Below are 25,509 nucleotides of genomic sequence, written 5' to 3' on the forward strand. Positions count from 1 at the left end.
TAATTGATTGTTAATGCAGAGAATAAGTTCTGAATATAATTTAAGCCTGAAACCGTTATTACTATCATTTTCACGATGTTGGGCAATACAGCATTTTGTGACCTCGGGGGATATATGGGTATTGAAGTTTCGCGCCAAGCTGCAGTTGTAGAGGCAGTGAGTGGAGAAGTCATTGCGGTTAAGTCTGATGGAAGCGCACGAAAAATTTCAGTTGGCGATATTATTCGTGAAAACGAGATTGTTATCACTGCAAACCAAGCAGAGCTGTTATTAGGTAATCCAAACGGTGTCACTGAGGTGGCAAGTAATTGTGTTGGCTGTGTTGATCAAGACTTAGTGTGGGCTGATGCTCCTATCGCTGGAGAAGTTAATTTTGACTTACAGCAAGCCGATGCAGGAGATTTTGATGATGATGAATTTGCTGCTATCCAAGAAGCCATTTTAGGTGGTGCCGATCCGACCCAAATCTTAGAAGCAACGGCTGCGGGGGGCGGATTAGGTTCTGCAAACGCTGGCTTTGTGACGATTGACTACAACTACACCGAAACTCATCCGTCGACATTTTTTGAGACCGCAGGTCTAGCAGAACAAACGGTTGATGAAGACCGAGAAGAGTTCAGAACAATAACCCGTTCATCGGGCGGTCAATCAATCAGTGAAGTGCTCACCGAAGGCTCCATTTCTGGCAATACCTACCCCCAATCTATTACAACTACCGAAACGATTATTGCTGGTAGTTTAGCGCTCTCCCCTGATTCTTTTGTTCCAGAAGCACTGTCTCTCGCTTCGCTACTCACAGAGCTAAACAGTGATATTACTTCAAGTGGTCAACCCGTTACGTTTACTTATGATGCGGCGACGAACTCTATCATTGGTGTTCAAGGCACCGATGAAGTATTACGCATCGACATCGATGTTGTTAGTGTTGGAAACAACGCTGAGCTTTCATTGACCACAACGATTTCTCAACCAATTGATCACGTAACGTCTGTTAGTGGCGGTCAGGTTTCCTATACAGGCGATCAAATTAACATCACTTTTGATATTCAAGGTGAAGACACCGCCGGAAACCCATTAGCAACACCAATTAATGCGCAAGTTGCCGTGGTTGATGGGGGCGATCCGTCTGCTGAAAGTGTGAATATCAGTAACGTAGAAACTAGCAGTGCAGCAATTGAAGGAACGTTCTCCAATATTGGTAGTGATAATCTTCAATCAGCTGTATTTGATGCTGGTGCACTGGACCAGTTTGATGGGTTGCTCAGTGATAATCAAAACACGCTTGCGAGACTTTCTGATGATGGAACAACGATTACTCTGTCCATCCAAGGTCGAGGTGAGGTTGTTCTCTCTATCTCCCTTGATACCGACGGCACCTATAAATTCGAGCAGTCTAATCCGATAGAACAAGTGGGCACCGATTCACTGACGTTTGCTTTGCCGATCACGATTACCGATTTTGACCAAGATGTTGTAACCAATACGATCAACATTGTCATTACTGATGGCGATAGCCCGGTTATCATTAATGTTGACAGTATTGACGTTGATGAAGCGGGCATTGTTGGCGGCTCACAAGAGGGCACGGCGGCAGTGTCTGGCAGCGGCAGTATTACCGCGGATATTTTTGAAAGTGACATCATCGACCATTATGAACTGGAGCCGACGGAATTTAATACGGGTGGCACCTTGGTTTCAAATGGTGAGGCTGTGCTACTTGAGCTGATTGGTGAGATCGGTGGTGTAAGAACTTATGAAGGTTACGTTGAGGTCAATGGAACGAGAATTACGGTCTTTGATGTTAAAATTGATAGCCCTTCATTGGGCAACTATGAGTTTAATCTTTATGAAGAACTTTCTCATCAAGGCGCTGAAGACGCGCTGCTAACTTTTGCATTGCCAATTTATGCTGTTGATGCAGATGGCGACCGTTCTGCACTATCTGGCGGTTCGAGTACACCAGAAGCCGCAGAGATTCTCGTTAATGTCACAGATGATGTTGTTGAGCTAGTTGATAAAGTTGAGTCAGTCACGGAACCAACTTTAGCCGGCGATACCGTTGTTTCGTATAACCTATTCAACTTCGAAGGCGCTGATGGCTCGACAATTCAATCGTTTAACTATGATGGTGTTGATTACTCACTAGATCAGAGCTTGCTGCCAGATGCTGTTCAAACATTCAGTTTTACTGAGGGTGTTGTAACCATCTCACTAAATGGCGATTTTAGTTTTGAAGTCGCTCGTGATATCGACCACTCAAGCAGTGAAACTCTCGTCAAACAGTTCTCGTTTTTAGCTGAAGATGGTGATGGAGACACTGACACTTCATCGCTTGAGCTAAGTATCACTGACGGTCAAGATCCAATCATTGATTTGATCCCGCCAGTTACTCTCTCAGAAGCCAACCTTGCTGATGGTTCCTCTCCAAGTGGAAGTGCGGTCAGCGCTACCGAGACGATTACCTTTACTGCTGGTAGTGATGATGTAGCTAAATTTCGTATTGAACCAACTGAATTCAATGTCGATGGGACACTGAAATCGAATGGGTTTGCGGTTGAGATAAAAGAAGACTCTGCTATTCAGGGCACTTACATCGGTTTTATTACCAACGCTTCTGGCTCTGAAATCCCAGTATTCACCATTAGTTTCTCTGCTACTACGTTAGGTGAATACACCTTTACCTTACTTGAAGCGCTAGACCATGTGGATGGCCTAGATAAAAACGATTTAAGCTTTGAGCTTCCTGTTTATGCGGTAGACAGCGATGGCGATGACTCATTGGTGTCTCAGCTTAATGTGACTATTGGTGATGACGTTCAAATCATGCAAGACGGTACGTTAGATATCATCGAGCCAAATCTTGCTGACGGCACTGTAACAACCAACACCATTGACGTGATGCCCGATCAAAGTGCAGATGGCGCGACCATCACTCAGTTCAATTATGACGGTGTCGTAAATACACTGGATCAAAGTATTTCAGGCGAGCAGCAGTTTAACTTCGCAGAAGGTCGCTTGTTCATCACCCTTGAAGGTGAAATGCGTTTCGAGCCAAACCGTAACCTAGACCACTCTGCGAGCGAAGACATCGTGAAGTCGATTGTGGTGACTTCAAGTGACTTCGATAACGATTCTCTGACTTCTACCGTAACGCTGACGATTACTGATGGTGATAACCCTACGATTGACGTTATTCCAAGCGTAACCCTTTCTGAAACAAATCTGACTGATGGCTCCGCTCCTAGTGGCAGCGCGGTGAGCTCCACTCAAACCATCACATTTACCAACCAAAGTGATGATGTGGTTCGTTTCCGAATTGAACCAACGGAATTCAATACTAACGATGATCTTAAATCGAACGGTTTAGCCGTTGAGTTACGTGAAGAGCCGACAGGGTCGGGTGACTACATTGGTTTTACTACTAGTGCGACGAATGTCGAAACCACGGTATTTACGCTGAGTTTTTCTAGCACCATATTAGGTGAATACACGTTCACACTCATTGAAGCGTTGGACCATCAAGATGCCCGTGGTAACAACGAGCTCAGCTTTTATCTGCCTGTTTATGCGGTAGACAGTGACGGCGATGATTCACTGATGTCTCCGTTAAATGTCACTATCGGTGATGATGTTCAAATCATGCAAGATATTGCGTTAGATATCGTCGAGCCCAATCTTGCAGATGGTACGGTAACAACTAACACCATTGATGTGATGCCAAATCAGAGTGCTGATGGCGCGACGATCACTCAGTTTACTTATGACGGTCAACTACGAACCCTTGATCAGAATGACAATGGTGAACAGCAATTCAGTTTTACTGAAGGCGAACTATTCATCACGCTTCAAGGCGAAGTGCGCTTTGAGCCCAACCGCAATCTCGACCACACGCTGAACGAAGACATTGTGAAATCAATCGTGGTGACATCTAGTGACTCCGATAACGATGTGCTTACCTCAACCGTCACGCTGACCATTACCGATGGTGATATTCCGACCATTGATAATGTGCCAACTGTGAACTTGTCGGAAACCAATCTGAGTGATGGCTCTGCACCAAGCGGTAGCGCGGTTAGCTCAACTCAAACTATTACTTACACCACTCAAAGTGATGATGTGACCAGCTTCCGTATTGAACCGACTGAGTTCAATTTTGGCGGCACTCTCACATCAAACGGATTAGCTGTCGAGCTGAAAGCTGACCCAACCACACCGGGCGGCTACATCGGTTATGTTACTGATGGTTCGAATGTTGAAACCAATGTGTTCACGATTAGTTTCTCGGAGACCAATTTAGGTCAATACACCTTCACCTTACTTGAAGCACTAGACCATGTAGATGGCCTCGCAAATAATAATTTGAGTTTCGACTTACCGGTTTACGCGGTCGATAGCGATAGCGATGGCGATGACTCGTTGGTGTCTCAACTTAACGTGACCATTGGTGATGATGTTCAAATCATGCAAGGTGGTACGTTAGATATCACTGAACCAAATCTTGCAGACGGCACAGTGACAACCAATACCATCGATGTGATGCCAGAACAAAGTGCCGATGGTGCGACGATCACTCAGTTTACGTATGACGGTCAAGTTCGAACACTGGATCAAACGGACACAGGTGAGCAGCAATTTAGCTTCACAGAGGGTGAGTTGTTCATCACTCTTGAAGGTGAAGTACGCTTCGAACCAAATCGCAATCTAGACCACACGGTTAGCGAAGATATCGTCAAGTCGATAGTGGTGACCTCAAGCGATTTAGATAACGATGTGGTGACGTCAACGGTCACTCTGACCATTACTGACGGTGATATCCCAACCATTGATGCGGTGCCAAGTGTCACTTTCTCTGAAACGAATCTTGCAGATGGTTCTTCACCAAGCGGCAGTGCAGTAAGCCAAACAGAGACGATTACCTTCACCAATCAAAGTGATGATGTTGCGAGTTTCCGTATTGAGCCAACCGAGTTCAATGTGGGCGGTGCACTTAAATCGAATGGATTTGCGGTCGAGATAAAAGAAGATTCGGCTAATCCGGGTACTTACATTGGCTTTATTACCAACGGTTCGGGCGCTGAAATCCCAGTGTTTACGATTGCTTTCTCTACGAGCTCATTGGGTGAATACACCTTTACTCTGCTTGAAGCGTTAGACCATGTAGATGGTTTAGATAAGAACGATCTGAGCTTCGATCTGCCTGTTTATGCGGTCGATACGGACGGCGATGATTCATTGGTGTCTCAGCTAAACGTGACCATCGGTGATGATGTCCAAATCATGCAAGACGGTACGTTAGATATCATCGAGCCAAATCTGGCTGATGGCACAATCACAACCAACACCATTGATGTGATGCCAAATCAGAGTGCTGATGGCGCGACGATCACTCAGTTCACCTATGACGGTCAACTAAGAACACTTGATCAGAATGACACTGGTGAGCAGCAGTTTAGCTTCACGGAAGGTAAGCTTTATATCACCCTTGAAGGTGAAGTGCGCTTTGAACCAAATCGTAATTTAGACCACTCGGTAAGCGAAGACATCGTGAAGTCGATTGTGGTGACTTCAAGTGATTTTGATAATGACGCTCTGACTTCAACCGTAACGCTGACGATTACGGATGGTGATAACCCTACGATTGACGTTATTCCGAGCGTTACTCTTTCTGAAACTAACCTGAGCGATGGCTCTGTTCCAAGTGGCAGCGCGGTAAGCTCGACTCAAATTATTACTTTTACCAATCAAAGTGATGATGTGGTTCGTTTCCGTATTGAGCCAACGGAGTTCAATACTAACGACGATCTTAAATCGAACGGTTTAGCCGTTGAGTTACGTGAAGATCCGACAGGGTCGGGTGACTACATTGGTTTTACGACCAGTGCCACAAACGTAGAAACTACAGTATTCACATTAAGCTTTAATTCTGGGTCATTAGGTGAATACACGTTCACGCTCATCGAAGCGTTGGACCACCAAGATGCCCGCGGCAACAACGACCTCAGTTTTGAACTGCCTGTTTATGCGGTAGACAGTGATGGCGATGATTCACTGATGTCTCCGTTAAGCGTCACTATCGGCGATGATGTTCAAATCATGCAAGATGATACGTTAGATATCGTCGAGCCAAATCTTGCCGATGGCATTGTGACAACCACCACCATTGATGTGATGCCAAGTCAAAGTGCTGATGGCGCAACGGTGACGCAATTCACTTATGATGGCCAACTTCGAACGCTTGACCAAAATGATAACGGCGAGCAGCAGTTTAGCTTCACAGAAGGTGAACTATTCATCACGCTTCAAGGTGAAGTGCGCTTTGAGCCTAATCGTAATCTAGACCACACGCTGAACGAAGACATAGTGAAATCGATCGTGGTGACGTCTAGTGACTCCGATAACGATGTGTTGACCTCAACCGTCACGTTGACCATTACCGATGGTGATATCCCAACCATTGATAATGTTCCAACTGTGAACTTGTCGGAAACAAATCTGAGTGATGGCTCTGCACCAAGTGGCAGCGCGGTGAGTTCAACTCAAACTATTACTTACACCACTCAAAGTGATGATGTGACAAGCTTCCGTATTGAACCAACGGAGTTCAATGTTGGTGGTGCTCTGAAATCGAACGGATTGGCAGTTGAGCTAAAAGCTGACCCAACTACACCGGGTGGCTACATCGGTTTTGTGACTGATGGTTCGAACGTTGAAACTAACGTGTTCACGATTAGCTTCTCGGATACCAATTTAGGTCAATACACCTTCACCTTGCTTGAAGCGTTGGATCATGCGGATAGCCTTGCAAATAACGATCTGAGCTTTGATCTGCCAGTCTACGCCGTCGACAGTGATGGCGATGATTCATTGGTTTCTCAACTTAACGTAACCATTGGTGACGATGTTCAAATCATGCAAGGTGGTACGTTAGATATCACTGAGCCAAATCTTGCAGATGGCACAATCACAACCAACACCATCGATGTGATGCCAGAGCAAAGCGCTGACTGCGCGACGATCACCCAGTTTACGTATGACGGTCAAGTTCGCACTCTGGATCAAACTGACAATGGTGAGCAGCAATTTAGCTTCACTGAAGGCGAGTTGTTCATCACTCTTGAAGGTGAAGTACGCTTCGAACCAAACCGAAATCTAGCCCACACAGCTAGCGAAGATATCGTGAAGTCGATAGTGGTGACCTCAAGCGATTCAGATAATGACGTACTGACTTCCACAGTGACGCTGACCATTACTGATGGCGATAACCCAACGATTGATGAGGTACCAAGTGTTACTTTGTCTGAAACTAATTTAGCCGATGGCTCTGCGCCAAGCGGCAGTGTAGTCAGTCAAACCGAGATAATTACCTTCACCAATCAAAGTGATGATGTGGCGAGTTTCCGTATTGAACCTACTGAATTTAATGTGGGTGGAGCACTGAAATCGAATGGCTTTGCCGTTGAGATAAAAGAAGATTCGGCTAATCCGGGAACTTACATCGGTTTTATTACCGATGGCTCGAATACTGAAGTTCCTGTATTCACGATTGCTTTCTCTACGAGTACGTTGGGTGAATACACCTTTACTCTGCTTGAAGCGTTAGACCATGCGGATGGTTTAGATAAGAACGATCTGAGTTTTGATCTGCCGGTTTATGCGGTTGATACGGACGGCGACGATTCACTGGTGTCTCAGCTGAATGTGACCATCGGTGATGATGTTCAAATCATGCAAGATGGTACGTTAGATATTATCGAGCCAAATCTTGCAGACGGCACAATCACAACCAACACCATTGATGTGATGCCAAACCAAAGTGCTGATGGTGCGACGATCACTCAGTTTACTTATGACGGTCAGCTAAGAACGCTTGATCAAAATGACACTGGTGAACAGCAGTTCAGCTTCACAGAAGGCGAGTTGTTTATCACCCTTGAAGGTGAAGTGCGCTTTGAACCTAATCGCGATCTAGACCATTCCGTTAGCGAAGATATCGTGAAGTCGATAGTAGTGACTTCAAGCGACTTCGATAACGATCCGGTGACTTCAGCCATTACGCTGACCATTACTGATGGTGATAATCCGACTATCGATTCGGTACCGAGCGTTGTACTTGAAGAAGCTGATTTAACTGATGGCTCATCGCCAAGTGGCAGCGCGGTTAGTCAAACGGAAACCATCACTTTCACTAATCAAAGTGACGATGTTGAGAAATTCCGTTTAGAACCAAGTGAATTTAATACTAACAACGCGCTCAAGTCCGATGGCTTGATCATTGAGATTCGAGAGGAACCAACAGGATCCGGCAATTATATTGGTTTCACGACCGATATTTCGAATGTCGAAACCACTGTGTTTACACTCGATTTCAGCAGTACCACTTTGGGTGAGTACACCTTCACGCTTCTGGAAGCGATTGACCACACGCCTGTTCAAGGCAATAACGATCTAACATTCAACTTGCCAGTCTACGCGGTTGATAGCGACGGTGATGATTCGCTAATGTCGCCACTGGCTGTAACTATCACTGATGATATTCAAGTGATGGTTAATGACTCTCTCACAATTGAAGAGCCAACGGTTGCAGATTTGGCAGCAGGTACTCCGACGACAGCTTCCGTTAATGTACTTGATGAAGAAGGTGCTGATGGCACGACCATTACTCAGTTCACTTATGATGGTGGGGCGGTATTAACGCTTGATCAAAACGATACAGGTGAGCAGAAGTTCGTGGTTGCTGATGGGGCATTATATATCACTCTGCAAGGCGATATTCGTTTCGAACCAAGTCGTAACCTTGACCATACTGGTGGCGATATCGTGAAGTCGATAGTCGTAACTTCAAGTGATTCCGATAGCGATCTTGTGTCTTCAACGGTAACGCTAACCATTACTGATGGCGATATCCCAACGATTGACACGGTGCCAAGCGTTACTCTGTCAGAAACGAATCTGAGCGACGGATCTGCTCCGAATGCAAGTGCGGTAAGTTCAACTCAAACCATTACCTTTACTAACCAAAGTGATGACGTGACGAGTTTCCGTATTGAACCGACTGATTTTAATGTTGGTGGTGCTCTGAAATCGAACGGATTGGCGGTCGAACTGAAAGCTGACCCAACTACACCGGGTGGCTACATCGGTTTTGTGACTGATGGTTCGAACGTTGAAACTAACGTGTTTACGATTAGCTTCTCGGATACCAATTTAGGTCAATACACCTTCACCCTGCTTGAAGCGTTGGATCATGTAGATGGCTTAGTGAAGAATGATCTGACTTTTGATCTTCCTGTTTATGCGGTTGATAGCGATGGTGATGATTCACTGGTGTCTCAACTGAATGTGACCATTGGTGATGATGTACAGGTCATGCAAAACCAAGTGCTTAATATTATTGAGCCAACGGTTGCTGATTTGGCTGCAGGTACTCCGACGACAGCCACTGTTGATGTGATGCCTAGCCAAAGTGCCGATGGCGCGACAATCACTCAGTTTACTTACGATGGCGGGGCGGCAATAACACTCGACCAAAACGACACCGGTGAACAGAAGTTTGTATTTACTGAAGGTTCACTGTTCATCACCTTGCAAGGTGAAGTGCGTTTCGAGCCAAATCGCAATCTAAACCACACAGCGAGCGAAGACATCGTGAAGTCGATTGTGGTGACTTCAAGCGATTTAGATAACGATGTACTGACGTCAACGGTCACTCTGACTATTACTGATGGTGATATCCCAACCATTGATGCAGTGCCAAGCGTTACTCTGTCTGAAACTAATCTTAGTGACGGCTCAGCGCCAAGCGGCAGTGCTGTAAGTCAAACAGAGACGATTACCTTCACCAATCAAAGTGATGATGTGGCGAGTTTCCGTATTGAGCCAACAGAGTTCAATGTGGGCGGTGCACTGAAATCGAATGGATTTGCGGTTGAGATAAAAGAAGATTCGGCTAATCCGGGTACTTATATCGGTTTTATTACCGATGGTTCGAATACTGAAGTTCCTGTATTCACGATTGCTTTCTCTACAAGTACGTTGGGCGAATACACCTTCACCTTACTTGAAGCGCTAGACCATGCAGATGGCCTAGATAAGAACGATCTGAGTTTTGATCTTCCTGTTTATGCGGTAGACAGTGATGGCGATGATTCACTGGTGTCTCAACTCAATGTGACCATTGGTGATGATGTTCAAATCATGCAAGACGGTACGTTAGATATCACTGAGCCAAATCTTGCAGACGGAACAATCACAACCAACACCATTGATGTAATGACGGCGCAAAGTGCCGATGGCGCAGTGATTACCCAGTTCACTTATGACGGTGGTACCGCTCAAACTCTAGATCCAACAATCACAGGTGAGCAGAAATTTACGTTCACTGAGGGTGATGTGTTCGTCACCATCGAAGGTCACGTGCGCTTTGAGCCAAACCGTGATTTAGACCACGAAGATGGCGATATCGTTAAATCTCTCGTCTTTACGTCAAGCGATGGCGATATCGATGTTGAAACGGCCACTGTCACACTGACGATTATTGATGGTGATATCCCAACGATTGAATCGGTGCCAAGCATCGCGCTTGCTGAAGCAGATTTAGCGGATGGCTCGTCACCAATCATGGGTGCGGTGAGTCAAACAGAAACCATCTCATTCACGAATCAAAGCGATGATGTTGAGAAATTCCGTTTAGAGCCAAGTGAGTTCAACAGTGATGACTCATTGAAATCCGATGGTCTGCCAATTGATCTGAAAGAAGATCCGACAGGCTCAGGTAACTATGTTGGTTTTACAACTAGTGCCTCGAATGTAGAAACACAGATTTTCACATTAAGCTTTAGCGCTGCGACTCTGGGGCAATATACCTTTACGCTGTTGGAGAATATCGACCACGAGGATGGTCGTGGCAATAACGACTTCACGTTTGAACTACCAGTTTACGCGGTTGATACCGACGGTGATGATTCTTTAATGTCACCTCTGTCAGTCACTATTACCGATGATGTTCAAGTGATGGCTAGTGGCGATCTGACGATTGAAGAGCCTACTGTCGCCGACTTAGCTGCAGGTACGCCAACGACATCCGTTTTCGATGTATTAACATTCGCGAGTGCCGATGGCGCGAGCGTGACTCAATTTACCTATGACGGCACCGCTTACTCTCTAGACCCGAATGATGCGACCGAGCAAGAGTTTACCTTCACCGAAGGCTCACTGTTTATTACGACTCAAGGGGAAGTGCGCTTTGAGCCGAACCGAGATTTAGACCACTCAGCAGGCGATATTGTTAAAAATATCGTTGTGACATCAAGCGATGGCGATGATGACGTTCTTACCTCGACAGTGACGCTTACGATTACGGACGGCGATGTCCCAACCATAGATGTCATTCCACCAATCTCACTATCTGAAACGAATCTAACCGATGGCTCTGATCCGTCGAATTCTGCGGTCAGCGACACCAAAGTCATTCAGTATACTCATGAGAGTGACGATGTTGAGTCGTTCCGTATCGAGCCAACAGAGTTCAATACTCTAGGTACGTTAACGTCAAACAACTTGGCGGTTCAGCTAAAAGAAGATCCTAACAGTGCTGGCGATTATATCGGTTTTGTTAAAGACACGTCGGATGTTGAAACCAACGTCTTTACCATTAGCTTCTCGGATACAAATCTAGGTCAATACACATTTACGTTACTTGAAGCACTAGACCATGTAGATGGCCTCGCAAATAATAGTTTGAGTTTCGACTTACCGGTTTACGCGGTCGATAGCGATGGCGATGACTCGTTGGTGTCTCAACTTAACGTGACCATTGGTGATGATGTCCAAATCATGCAAAACGGCACATTAGATATCGTTGAACCGAATGTTGCTGATTTGGCTGGTGGTACTGTAACAACCAATACCATCGATGTGATGCCAGAACAAAGTGCCGATGGCGCGACGATCACTCAATTTACGTATGATGGTCAAACTCGAACATTGGATCAAACTGACAATGGTGAGCAGCAATTTAGCTTCACAGAAGGTGAGTTGTTTATCACTCTTGAAGGTGAAGTGCGTTTTGAGCCAAATCGTAATTTAGACCACACAACGAGCGAAGACATCGTGAAGTCGATTGTGGTGACTTCAAGTGACTTCGATAACGATCCCGTGACAGCAACGGTTACGCTGACGATTACCGATGGTGATATCCCAACCATCGATGCCGTGCCAAGCGTTACTCTATCTGAAACTAACCTTAGCGATGGCTCTAGCCCGAGCGGTAGCGCAGTAAGTCAAACCGAGACGATTACTTTCACTAACCAAAGTGATGATGTGACGAGTTTCCGCATTGAACCAACTGAGTTTAATGTCGGTGGTGTACTGAAATCGAATGGGTTTGCGGTCGAGATAAAAGAAGATTCTGCTAATCCGGGCACTTACATAGGCTTTATTACCAACGGTTCGAGCGCTGAAGTCCCCGTGTTTACCATTAGCTTCTCTTCAGCCACGTTAGGTGAATACACTTTCACTCTACTTGAAGCGCTAGACCATGTTGCTGGCCTAGCGAACAATGATCTGAGCTTTGATCTGCCTGTTTATGCGGTAGACAGTGATGGTGATGATTCACTGGTATCGCAGCTTAATGTAACGATTGATGATGATGTTCAAATCATGCAAGGTGGTGCGCTCAATATTACCGAGCCGACCGTCGCTGATTTAGCGGCTGGTACACCGACCACGGCTACTTTTGATGTCATGCCAAACCAAAGTGCTGACGGCGCGACCATCACTCAGTTCACTTATGATGGCGTCGTAAACACCCTCGATCAAAATATTGCAGGCGAACAGCAGTTTATCTTCGCAGAAGGCAAACTGTACATTACCCTCGAAGGTGAAGTTCGCTTTGAGCCTAATCGAGATCTTGACCATACGGCCGGCGATATTGTTAAGTCGATAGTGGTGACCTCAAGCGATTTCGACAAAGACTCAGTCACGTCAACCGTTACGTTAACGATCACCGATGGTGATATTCCAACCATTGATGTTATTCCAACGGTTAGCTTATCTGAAACGAACCTGACGGATGGTTCAGCCCCAAGTGGCAGTGCGGTAAGTCAAACCGAAACCATCACCTTCACTAATCAAAGTGATGATGTGGTCCGCTTCCGCCTTGAACCAACAGAGTTCAATACCAATGATGCACTCACATCGAATGGTTTAGCTGTTGAATTACGTGAAGATCCGCAAGGGTCGGGCAACTACATCGGATTTACAACCAGCTCGTCGAATGCGGTAACCACAGTATTTACGTTGAGTTTTTCTGGGACAACCTTAGGTGAATACACCTTTACCTTAATCGAAGCCTTGGATCATCAAGATGCACGTGGCAACAACGACCTGAGTTTTGATCTGCCTGTGTATGCGGTGGATAGTGACGGCGACGATTCGTTAGTCTCTCAGCTTGGCGTGACTATTGGTGATGATGTGCAGTTGATGCAAGGCGGCACAATAACCAGTCGTGAGCCTGCTGGAGTCGTCGAAACATCGAATACTCTGGACGTGATGCCAAATCAGAGCGCAGATGGAGCAAAAATCACTTCATTTGTGTTTGATGGAAACAGTGCAGAAAGCCTTGATCTCAATGTGAATGGCGAGCAAGAGTTTGTGTTCACTGAAGGTTCTGTATTTATTACCACAGAAGGTGAGATACGATTCGAGCCTGTGCGAAATCAAGATCACACGAGTGGTGATATTACTAAGACGATTGTTGTTACATCTACTGACCTTGATGGTGATATCGTCTCATCTACCGTGACATTGAAGATTACCGATGGTGATCTTCCAACGATCGATTTGGTCCCTGGAATTACGCTCTCAGAAGTGGATCTCGCTGATGGTTCTTCGCCAACCGGCAATCCAGTGGCGATGACTCAAGTTATTACCTATTCAGAGGGTAGTGACGATGTTAGTTATTTCAGAATTGACCCTGCTCAGTTCAATACTTCGGGGGCTTTGAAGTCGAATGGATTAGAGGTTGAGATTAAAGAGCAGCCAGCGAATTCTGGTAATTACATTGGCTTCGTCAAGGACGGTTCTAACGTCGAAACCAACGTCTTCACGATCAGTTTCTCGACAACCAATCTAGGGCAATATACGTTCACACTGCTTGAAGCGTTAGACCATACAGATGGATTACAAAACAATACTCTAAGTTTCGATGTCCCTGTTTTAGCGGTTGATACCGATGGTGATGATTCTGCAATGTCGCCAATGACCGTGGTGATCACCGATGATGTACAAGGCGTTCAAGATGGGGCGTTAAGTATCACTGAGCCTTCACTTGCTGATATAGCAGCAGGTACGCCAACCACGCCAACAATCGACGTTATGCCGACACAGAGTGCTGATGGCGCGAAAGTGACTCAGTTTATCTACGATGGTGGCACGGCTGTTACGTTAGACCCAACTGTGTCTACAGAACAAGTTTTTACCGTAACCGATGGCTTACTGTACATCACGATTGAAGGTGAGGTGCGCTTTGAACCAAGTAGAAATCTAGACCATTCATCTGGCGATATCGTGAGAACGATAGTCGTGACGACCAGTGATTTTGATAACGATACCGATACCGCGGATGTCACGTTGACGATCAAAGACGGAATTGATCCGGTTATCGATGTAGTGCCAGATATTAACCTATCGGAAGTTGGTCTTGCTGATGGCTCTATGCCGAGTGGTTCAGCGGTTAGCTCGACACAAACGATCACTTATACCGTGGGTAGTGATGATTTAAGCCACTTTAGAATTGCAACCAACGAGTTCAATCCTGGCGACCTACTCAAATCAAATGGTCTTGTTGTTCAGTTAAAAGAAGATCCTGCTTCACCTGGCGACTACATCGGGTTTACTGATGACGGGGCCGGTAACGTAACTAATGTATTCACCATTGATTTTGATAGCGTTAATAAAGGGCAGTTCACCTTCACTTTGATTGAGGCGTTAGATCACCTTGATGGTGATCTTAATAACAGCCTCAACTTCAACCTGCCTGTTTACGCCGTTGATACCGATGGTGATGATTCGGTTAAACGCGATGTCATGGTAACGATACAAGATGACATTCAACAGATGCAAGATGGCACGTTAAGCATCACAGAGCCAAATACTGGCACACCAACCACTGCTACTGTTGATGTAATGCCTACACCAAGTGCTGATGGGACGACCATTACTCAGTTTACTTTTGGTGGCGGTTCAGCGATCACCTTGGATCAAACTAACAATGGCGAGCAAGAGTTTACCTTCACTGAAGGCTCATTGTTTGTCACGCTAAGCGGTGATGTAAGGTTCGAACCAAACCGAAATCTAGATCATTCTGCGGGCGACATTGTTAAGTCGATTGTGTTTACGTCTTCTGACTTTGATAAAGATACCTTTTCATCAACAGTCACGCTTACGATTGTTGATGGCGATGGACCAACAATCAACGTTGTGCCAAGTGTCAGCTTGTCGGAAAGCTTACTTGCGGATGGTTCGACACCTAGCGGAACGCCTGTCAGTGTGACTCAGACTATCACCTCGCTAGCGAGCAGTGATGACATTGGAAAAATAGTCGTTGAAGCTGGGCTGTTCAATACCAACGGCGTGTTGAAGTCTGATGGCCTTGAATTGAGTTTACGTGAGGAGCCTGCGGGTTCTGGCGACTACATTGCGTTTACGACGGATGGTTCGGGTGGTGAGAAAATCATATTCACCCTAGATTTTGATGATACTAATCCTAGCCAGTATACCTTTACGCTGCTTGAGCGTTTGGATCACGTTGATGGCTTAGGAAGCAACGATCTGAGTTTTGATCTTTCTGTTTACGCGCAAGACACCGATGGCGATATTTCAGCGTCTAAACCGCTTTCAGTAACCATTACCGATGATGTCCAGTTAATGAAGTCTGGTGCGCTTAGCATCACTGAACCAAGCACGGGCACACCTACCACAACGACATTTGATGTGATGCCTGCGCAAAGTGCTGATGGCGCCACCATAACCAAATTTACTTATGGTAGTCAGCCTGAAGAGTCTCTGGTGCAAACCAACACTGGTGAGCAAGAGTTTGTATTTACGGAAGGTTCGTTGTTTATCACGCTTGAAGGTGATGTGCGCTTTGAGCCTAATCGAAACCTGAATCATTCTGGTGGTGATATCGTTAAGACGATTACCGTGACATCAGAAGATAAAGACGGTGATATTGTTACTTCGACCGTGACATTGACGATTTCAGATGGTGCTCCACCGGTAATTGATACTGTACCAACGGTTGCATTGGAAGAAGCGAATCTCGTGGATGGTTCATCTCCGAGCTTACCTGTGAGCCAAACTGAAACCATTGCTTTCACAGCGGGAAGTGATGATGTGAGCTATTTCCGTATTGATACCACTCAGTTCAACACGTCTGGTGATTTGAAATCGGATGGCCTAGTGGTTCAGCTTAAAGAAGATCCAGCCAACAGCGGAACCTATATTGGTTTCGTTGAGAGTGGGGGTGTTCAAACGGATATCTTTACCATCACTTTTAATAGTGTAGTGCTAGGCGAATACACCTTCACTTTGTTGGAAGAGCTCGATCATCTGCCTGTGCAAGGCAACAACGATCAAGTATTCACTCTGCCAGTGATCGCGGTCGACCAAGACAATACCGACTCTGTGATGAAACCTTTGACCGTTACTATCACCGATGATGTGCCTGTCATTACCGATACGACAGCGACCAGCACATTTGTGGTTGATGAAGATGATCTCGGCTCTGCGATTTCTCAAGCAACAGGTGCATTTGTTACCACAGAAGGTGCAGACCAAGTAGAGGTTTACGAACTGCGTAATATCTCTGCGCTTGAAGCGACATTGACCTCTGGAACTGAAGCGATTTCTATTACAGAAGTCACAGGTGCCGCCAACACAACGACCTATCAAGGTACGACGACAAGTGGAACTCCTATCTTCACGCTCGCGCTAGCGAATGACGGCTCTTATACGTTTACGTTGCTAGGTCCTCTAAACCACCCAACAAGCCCGAATTCCAATACCTTAACGATTCCATTTGATGTCGTTGCGGTTGATGGTGACGGTGATGATTCTAACCAATATGTATTGCCAATCGAGGTGCTAGACGATGCGCCAGTAATGAGTGCGCCGACGGGTGAAACGGTTGTCGATGAAGACGATCTTACTGGTATTGGTTCCGATCAATCTGAAGACACCATTATTAATGGCCTGTTCACTGTCGATGAAGGCGCGGATGGTGTTGTGAAGTATGAACTGGTTGATGAAGATTTGGTTCTGACTGGCTTAACCTCCAACGGAGAAAGTTTAGAGTGGCTTGCTGTTTCACAAAGCGGCACAACATTTACTTACGTTGCTCAAACTGCAACGAGTAATGAAGCTGTGTTTGAGATTATTTTCGATACCTCGGATAACAGCTATCAGTTTGAATTGTTTAAACCACTTAAGCACCCTGATGGCGCGAATGAAAACGCAATTGACCTTAACTTTTCTGTTGTTGCAGAAGATTTTGATCAAGACCAATCAAACGCGATCGATTTGAAAATCACGGTGACTGATGATGTTCCATTGGTGACAACTCAATCGATCACACGAATTGAAGGCCAGGGCTATGGTAATTCCAAAGTTGACATGTTTGCTAATGCGACGGATGTCGGCGCGGATGGCGCGGTACTGAGTCGAATTGAGGGCATTACCAGTAATGGTGCAGATATTGTTTTCCGTACAGGAAACAGCGGGCCGTACAGCAGCAGTTTCGATTTAAATAGCGGTAGTCAACAAGTACGAGTGTACGAACAAACCGACGATGGTAGTGGTGGCGTGGACACCCGTGAGCTAGGGCGTTTGCGTATCAACTCAAATGGCGAGGTTGAATTTAGAGCTAACGGCTATCTCGATCATGACGGCCTAGACACCATCGATTTTTCGATTAATGTGATTGCGACGGATGGCGATTTAGATACCTCTGAAACACCGTTAGATATAACGATTACTGATAGGGACTCTACAAGAATCGCTCTGAAAGTGACGACCTTCGAGGATGCGGGTAGAGACTCAACCATACCTTATGCAACAGGCGATGAGCCGGCTCTTGAGAATATTCAAGATAACCAAAATGGTTTGCCTAATGCGCCAGCTCAAGTTGCGCTGCAAGTTAGTCTGTATGACCAAGATAACGCTGAATCTATTGGCCAGTTGACGATTAAAAGCCCGAACGGAGGTGATAGTCATCAAGGTACTTTTTATTACTTTGATGGTGCTGACTACATTGAATTAGTGCCTGAGTCAAATGGGAGCATTATATTTGGTCCTCCTCAACTCGAACAAAGCTTTGCTCCAAATCCGAATGAGCCAAGACAAACTATTGCGACGATAGACAACTTGTTCTTTGTTCCGGACCAACACGCTAGTTCGGATGAAACTGGTGGGCGCGTTCGTTATGAGCTAGAAATTGAGAAAAATGGCAATACGGATCACACCGTTAACTCAAACTTCAGAATCGAGATTGAAGCGGTAGCGGATATTGCAACGTGGGATGACGCCAACAGTACTTATCAGTATCAAGTGAATGAAGATGAAGACAATGTTACGTTGCAGCTGAATGCTGAATCGCAAGATAACAGTAATACTGAGACGATTACCTATGAACTTGAAGCGATTCAGGGTGATGGGAAGTTTGAGTTACTTGATCAAAATGGCAATGTGTTAACGCCTGTTAATGGTGTTTATATCATCGCATCTGCTGATATCAATAGCACAGTCGTTAACCCAATCGACAACTTCTCTGGACAAATTGAGTTCAAAGCGACGGCAATTACGGAAGAGACGCTTAACCCATACGATGACTCAGCGAACGGCGGGTTAGACAAAACGACCGCTCGCTCTGTTGAGCAAAATATTATCATTGATGTGACTGCCGACGCGGATCCTGGTTCATTCAGTGTTAACAGGATTCGTATTAACGAAGACAATATTGATGACCCAGACTACCTAGGTCCTCTGGACAACAAAGATGCCTTCACGCTAGACGAAGTCATCACAATGAACGGCTCAGTGGACACTGATGGTTCAGAAGAGCTATTTGTTCGTATCAGTAATATTACCGAAGGGGCGGTGCTTTATTTCCTTGGAACTACGACCCCAGTTCCTACAATCACCATTAACGGTATTGATTATCAGGAAGTGGCGTATTCCGATCTCGCCAACGTAGAGATTGTTCCGACTAAACACAGCAATGTCGATTTTACTTTTGATGTAACCGGTGTGGTTAAAGACACTGCGAACCTCTCTACTGGTGCACAAGTTGATGAAGAAATCCTAGGAACTAAAACGGTTAACGTTGAGGTTAAAGGGGTTGCAGATATTCCTTATGGCGGTACAAACGGTTCGGCTTGGACAGCAATCACCGATGGCACAACACCTGGTGTTCAAACCACGATCCAAGAGAGCCAGAATGGAGACAGCTACGCCGAGCTTGATTTCACCGTGTTGTCGGGAGAGAGAAGACCTGATCCTGCAGCAGTAGATCAAACCCCATTACCTGACGATGGTTCAGAATCCATAACCGTTATCCTCTCGGGTATTCCTGATGGCGTTATTCTGGAAGACGGTGACGGTACCATTATTGACCTTAACTTTGTCGGTTACGAAACCGGTCCGGGTGGTAGCCCCGATCTTTCTAAACCTATCTACGAAGCGAACATCACTGACGCAGTTAAAACCTCAGGAATCCGCATCAGACCTGTCGATTCTTCAACAGAGAACATTCACATTCAGGGTAAAGTGATCGTGACTGAGAATGACGGTCATACGCTTACGTTTGACCAAGAAGTGCGAGTGTTGGTCGAACCTAGAATCGATACCTCAGCGACGTACAGCACAGTCACTAATGGCGATGAAGATACGGCGATCAGTATTGATTGGCACCCAGAGGGTACTGATTATATTGATGATGATGAGCATTTCACTTCTATTGTGATCAGTGCCATTCCGACAGATGTTGAAAGTGTTGTGGTTAATGGCGATGTAACTTGGGTTTACGATGCTTCAGCAGGCACTTTAACCATTACGCCGAAGAGTGGACAGACGGCAGAAGAGTTTACTCAAATTGCACTGAACAATAATTTTATTCAGATCACACCTGAACAAGACTCGAGCACCGACTTTACGCTTAATACGGTTGTCATGATCGAAGAGCGAGATCATGAGTATGTTGATGCGACTGATCCTGGTCAGGGCATCGCTACCGCTACAATCACGGGCTCGATTGATGTTATCGTACGTCCAGTCGTTGAGCCGAAAGACGCTAGCAACAAGCTTATCGTCGATGATGTGCTGGGTACTGGAGCACTAGCAACCGTAGTTGCTGATGCAAACACTGGCGTGCTTAAGTTCACAACCAACAGCGATAATACATCGGTTACGGATGAGTTCGTCATTCGATATCAAGAAACAGATGCTTCGTCCGCTATCGAAGAAGTTGACCAGTTAGTTATTGAATTAACAAACGTGGACGGTTCGGAGCTATCAGATGCTGTACTCAATCAACTGCTCGTTATTGGCGCTGCTTATGAAGGCAATGGGCGCTGGGTTGTAACGAATGAAGACATATTTAGCATCAGTGCATCGAACGGCCTTGTTCTTCCTTCAGGAAACAGCGGGGCAGGAGGGTTCAATGACATCAAGATGGATATCTTTAGCACGGTAATAGACCGAGGTGATGGTGCTGAGGTTGAGTCATCTACGGCCGCTCGTAGGGACGGAGAAGTCACTCTGTCATTCCCTCAAGTGGTGGCTGGGAGTACTAAGGTTGCAGCCGATATTGATATAACACCAGACAGTGTTGTTGATGCGATTGAGGACACCCAGTTAGATCTAGGTACGGCATTGAATGGTTTAATTACTTTCTCGGGCGAAGATGACTCAACTGATCAAGTGACCATCATTATTGATGACAGTGTGACCATTAATCCAGGAGCGGTGAACGAAGTCACCTTCCCAATTAGTTTATCGGGAAGCAGCGACCTAGACTTTGTTAATGGCAAATATGTATTCCAGACTACCGTCGATCAAGGGGTCTCGACCGACCTCTCTGGACTACTGCTTAACTTACCAGCCGACTACTCCGGCGACTTTAGGTTGCCGTTGACGATAGTAACTAAAGACGTATTGTCGGGGGATGAGAAAACTCTAGTGACAGAAGTAGTCATTAAAGTTGCTCCTGATGTTGAAGGTAACCCAGATATTGACGTTACTGTCGTTGGTTCGCTTGACGATTCGTTTAACCCTGTCGATACCGACGGTCAAGCAGGGCAAGATCCAGTCGGCTACGAAGATACCTATATCCAACTTGATTTCAGCTCGACCATTGATGACCAAGTAAGCGGAGTTGAAGGTGGTGACGAAAAATTCACCTCTATCACACTGACGTTAAATGACACGAGTGTTGGGGCTTTCTATACCAGCGCAGGGGTATCGCTTGGCACATCGGTGACCTTTAATGAAGCTGAGATTAATGCAGGCGCGTTGGATAATGTACTATTCCGACCGGCGTTAAATTACCCAACAGATAATGACGTAAATCAGGTGCAAGTGAATGTCAGCGGGACGATTACCGATACTGCTACATACAATGATGCAGCTTCGCCAACTGGCAGCGCGACTGATACCGATACTTTCTCTACCAATGTCAGTTTTGAAGTCGTTCCTGTGGTGGATGACGTGTCTGTCACTGGCCCGGGTAGCGATCCTGATGTTATCGAGATTACGGGTACTGAGGACCAGCTGATTTCTTTGTCGGGCACAGGGCCTGTATCGATTGCACTGACTGACCTTGATGGCTCAGAACAGTTTGTGTCGATTAAGTTTACAGATGTACCTGATGGCTTCCAGATGCGTGCAGATGCTGGTTCGGCATACACGGTGAAGAATAATGGTGGTGGTGAGTGGAGTGTTCAACTACCTCAAGCATCAGGGTTATCGTTCGACTTGAGTGAGATTTCGATTTTACCGCCTAAGGACTTCAGTGGTACGGCTGAATTTGGTGTTGCCGTATTTACTCAAGAATCTTTGTTGGGTGTGCCTACTGCAGCATCAAATCTGCCAAGCTTTAAGCTGCATGTGGTACCTGTGGGTGATGATGTTGATACTAATCCAACAGATTCTGTGACAGGTAACGAAGGTCAAAACATTGATATCGAAATCAATGCGACGATTTTGGATAAAGAGCTATCTGCAACGGGCAACGGCACTTATACCGAGAATGCACCAGAGACACTTCGAGTAGAAGTTGCGGGCGTTCCTCAAGATGCCTCTATCTATTATCCAGACGGCACAACCTTGGCTAGTTATGATCCAGTTACGCAGCTTTGGACACTTGATGTTCCTGCACAGTCGCTCGATAAGATCGTATTCAATTCAGGTGAACACAATAGCGATACGGGTAATGTATTAGGCATTAATGGCCCGCTGCAGATTACCGTTCGCTCTGTGGATACTGACGCTGATAACACCGAATATTTGGGGACGCCAACCAGCTTCGATGTTGATCTGGTGATTGATCCTATTAACGATCAACCGATCTTTGTGAACGTAACGAATATTGAAACATCGGAAGACATTAGTGTTGCTATCGACAACTTTAGTATCTACGACGTTGATGCTAACTTTGATAATCCAGACGCTCCGTATGTTCTTACGTTGCAAGTCGATCAAACACTTCCGGGAGCGCAAGGTGTGTTTGAGTTTACGAGCTCACCTGACGTGACGTTTGTATTGCAACCTGGTGGCTCATTGGTGATTACCGGTAAAGAAGCCGACATCAATACCGCATTGACTAATGGAGCCGTGACTTTCAAACCAGACCCAGACCAGAACTATCTCAACCAGAGTGGTTTAGTCACGATTAATGCAACACTCGATGACGGCGGTAATAATGGCTTGATTGATGCGGGTGATCCGAATACAGCACAGACCAACCAAACTACTTTCACCATTAAAGTAACGGAAGTGAATGACGCTCCTGTGGCAACTGATGTTGATTTAGGTTCGATTGCTGAAGATGGTCAAATAGTGATTGTGGAAGGAGACTTGATTTCAGTAAGTTCTGACATTGAAAACCATAACCTGACGGTTACGGGTGTAACCCTGACTCAAGGACAAGGCCAATTAACGCGCTTTGAAAACGCAGGTGGCGCCGATAACGCGGCGATTACCGGACCATTCTGGCTGTTCGTTGCAGATAATGATTTCAACGGTGATGTGAAATTCAACTATTCCATTATCGATGATGGCACAACCAATGGTGTGGATGATTTCTTGACCGATAGCGCTGAAATTAGCCTCATCGTAACGGAAGTGAATGATGCACCTGTCGCGACAGACGTTGATTTAGGTTCGATTGCAGAAGATGGTCAAATCGTCATTGTTGAAGGGGATTTAATTGCAGCAAGCTCTGACCCAGAAAACCACAACTTAACAGTAACTGGTGTAACTCTGACTCAGGGACAAGGCCAACTAACCCGCTTTGAAAATGCAGGTGGCGCCGATGACGCGGCGATTACCGGACCATTCTGGCTATTTGTAGCGGACAACGACTTTAACGGTGACGTTAAATTCAATTACTCAATTACTGATGACGGTACAACTAATGGCGCGGATGACTTCCTAACCGACAGTGCTGAAATTAGTCTTGAAGTAACGGAAGTGAATGACGCTCCTGTAGCAACGGACATCGACTTAGGCAACATCCTTGAAGAAGGTCAGTTGATCATCAAAGAGGGCGATTTAATTGCTGCGACGAGCGATCCGGAAAACGACACGATTACCGTGACTAATCTGGCGCTCGATGAAGGCCAAGGTCAACTACAACGCTTCGAGAACGTAGGTGGTGCTGATGATGCTACGATCACTGGCCCATACTGGGTATTTACGGCAGCTGATGAATACAACGGCAACGTTAAGTTTACCTATACCGTAGAGGATGATGGTACAACCAACGGCGCTAATGACTTCCTAACGGATACAGCGGAGATCACCGCGATTGTCGATGGAGTGAACGATACACCGGTCGTTAATGGTGACAGTGTCACTACGGTTATTGACGAGGATGCTGGTCAACTGTTGAGTGGTATCAATGTCAGTGACCCTGATTATGTAGATACATTTTCTGATGATCTGATGACCGTCACGCTGACGGTGGATTACGGTACATTGAATGTATCACTTCCAGCAGTGACGACGGTTGTTGTTAACGGCAACAACACGGGTTCAGTCATCTTAGTGGGGACATTGAGTGACCTGAATGCGTTGATTGATACGCCAACCAGTCCAAATGGTGTTTTCCTTGATGCGAGCCTGTCTCCAACCAATAGCATTGGATTAGAAGTTGTTGCCAAAGACAGCGGCAACCCTTCAGGTATTGCGATAGAGACAGCACCTGTGGTTTACAACATCGCGGTGACGCCAGTGGCGAATGCACCAACCCTGTCTATCGATAGTGCGACTAACTACGTGAGAAACATTACTGCGAGTCAGTCTGTGAGTGCGAGTGGCATTCCTTTAGTTGGGATTATCGCAGCCTTAACGGACATTACAGAAGAGCTAACGCTGCATATCAGTGATGTACCTGCTGGCGCTCAAATCACCAGTGCTGCGGGTTCTGTGACGGATCTTGGCGGTGGTGTTTGGGTAGCAACGGCAGATGCAATTGAAAGCTTGCAAGCGGTTGGGCTTTCTCAAACTCCAGGTAACTACACACTGAAAGTCGAGGCGGTTTCTGAAGAGACTGACAACAACGATACAGCAACCTCTGCATCGATTGACCTTAACTTGAACATTGTGTCTAACGCAGTTGATATTAACTTGGCTTCGGAAACCGATGATGTTCAGTTACTGGCTGGTGCTAATGCGACTGACTTAACGGGTGGTTCAGGGAATGATCGACTTGAAGGTGGCGCAGGTGACGATACGCTTGTTGGCGGTGACGGTAACGACACCCTGATTGGCGGCGGAGGCTCAGACATTCTGACTGGTGGTGATGGTATGGACTCGTTCGTATGGCTTAACATCGAAGATGGTGTTGAAGATACGATTACCGACTTTGATTTGTCGGAAGGGGACAGCATTGACTTGAGAGAAGTGTTGCCGGAGCTTAAAAATACATCTCCAGACATGACCGCGTTGCTAAAACAGATAGACGCGAAAGTGGACGGGGATGATATTGAGCTTACGATCAACCCGGATGGCTTAGGTACTACGGAACAGGTGATTGTGGTTGAAGACCTTGCGCCAAAGCTAACCTTAAGTAGCACCATGCCTTCGGATATTTTGGATGCGTTAGTGCAACAAAATGTCATCACTCACGGTTAACGCTAAATTGGAGGCTAGCTATTAGAATCTAACGATTAAACTAAAAGCGAACCATTAAACCATAACGAAAGAGGCCAGCATTGCTGGCCTCTTTTTTGTTAC

General features: G+C 45.9%; 1 protein-coding gene. It reads left to right on the forward strand.

Annotation, left to right across the window (positions count from 1 at the left end):
• Positions 1–114: 114 nt before the first annotated feature.
• Positions 115–25,407, forward strand: coding sequence for a retention module-containing protein (locus tag AB6E54_RS15590; RefSeq protein ID WP_372106152.1), 25,293 nt, complete (start codon positions 115–117; stop codon positions 25,405–25,407).
• Positions 25,408–25,509 lie beyond the last annotated feature (102 nt).

The organism is Vibrio sp. 10N.247.311.49, from assembly GCF_041467655.1.
Classification (GTDB): Bacteria; Pseudomonadota; Gammaproteobacteria; order Enterobacterales; family Vibrionaceae; genus Vibrio; species Vibrio crassostreae_C.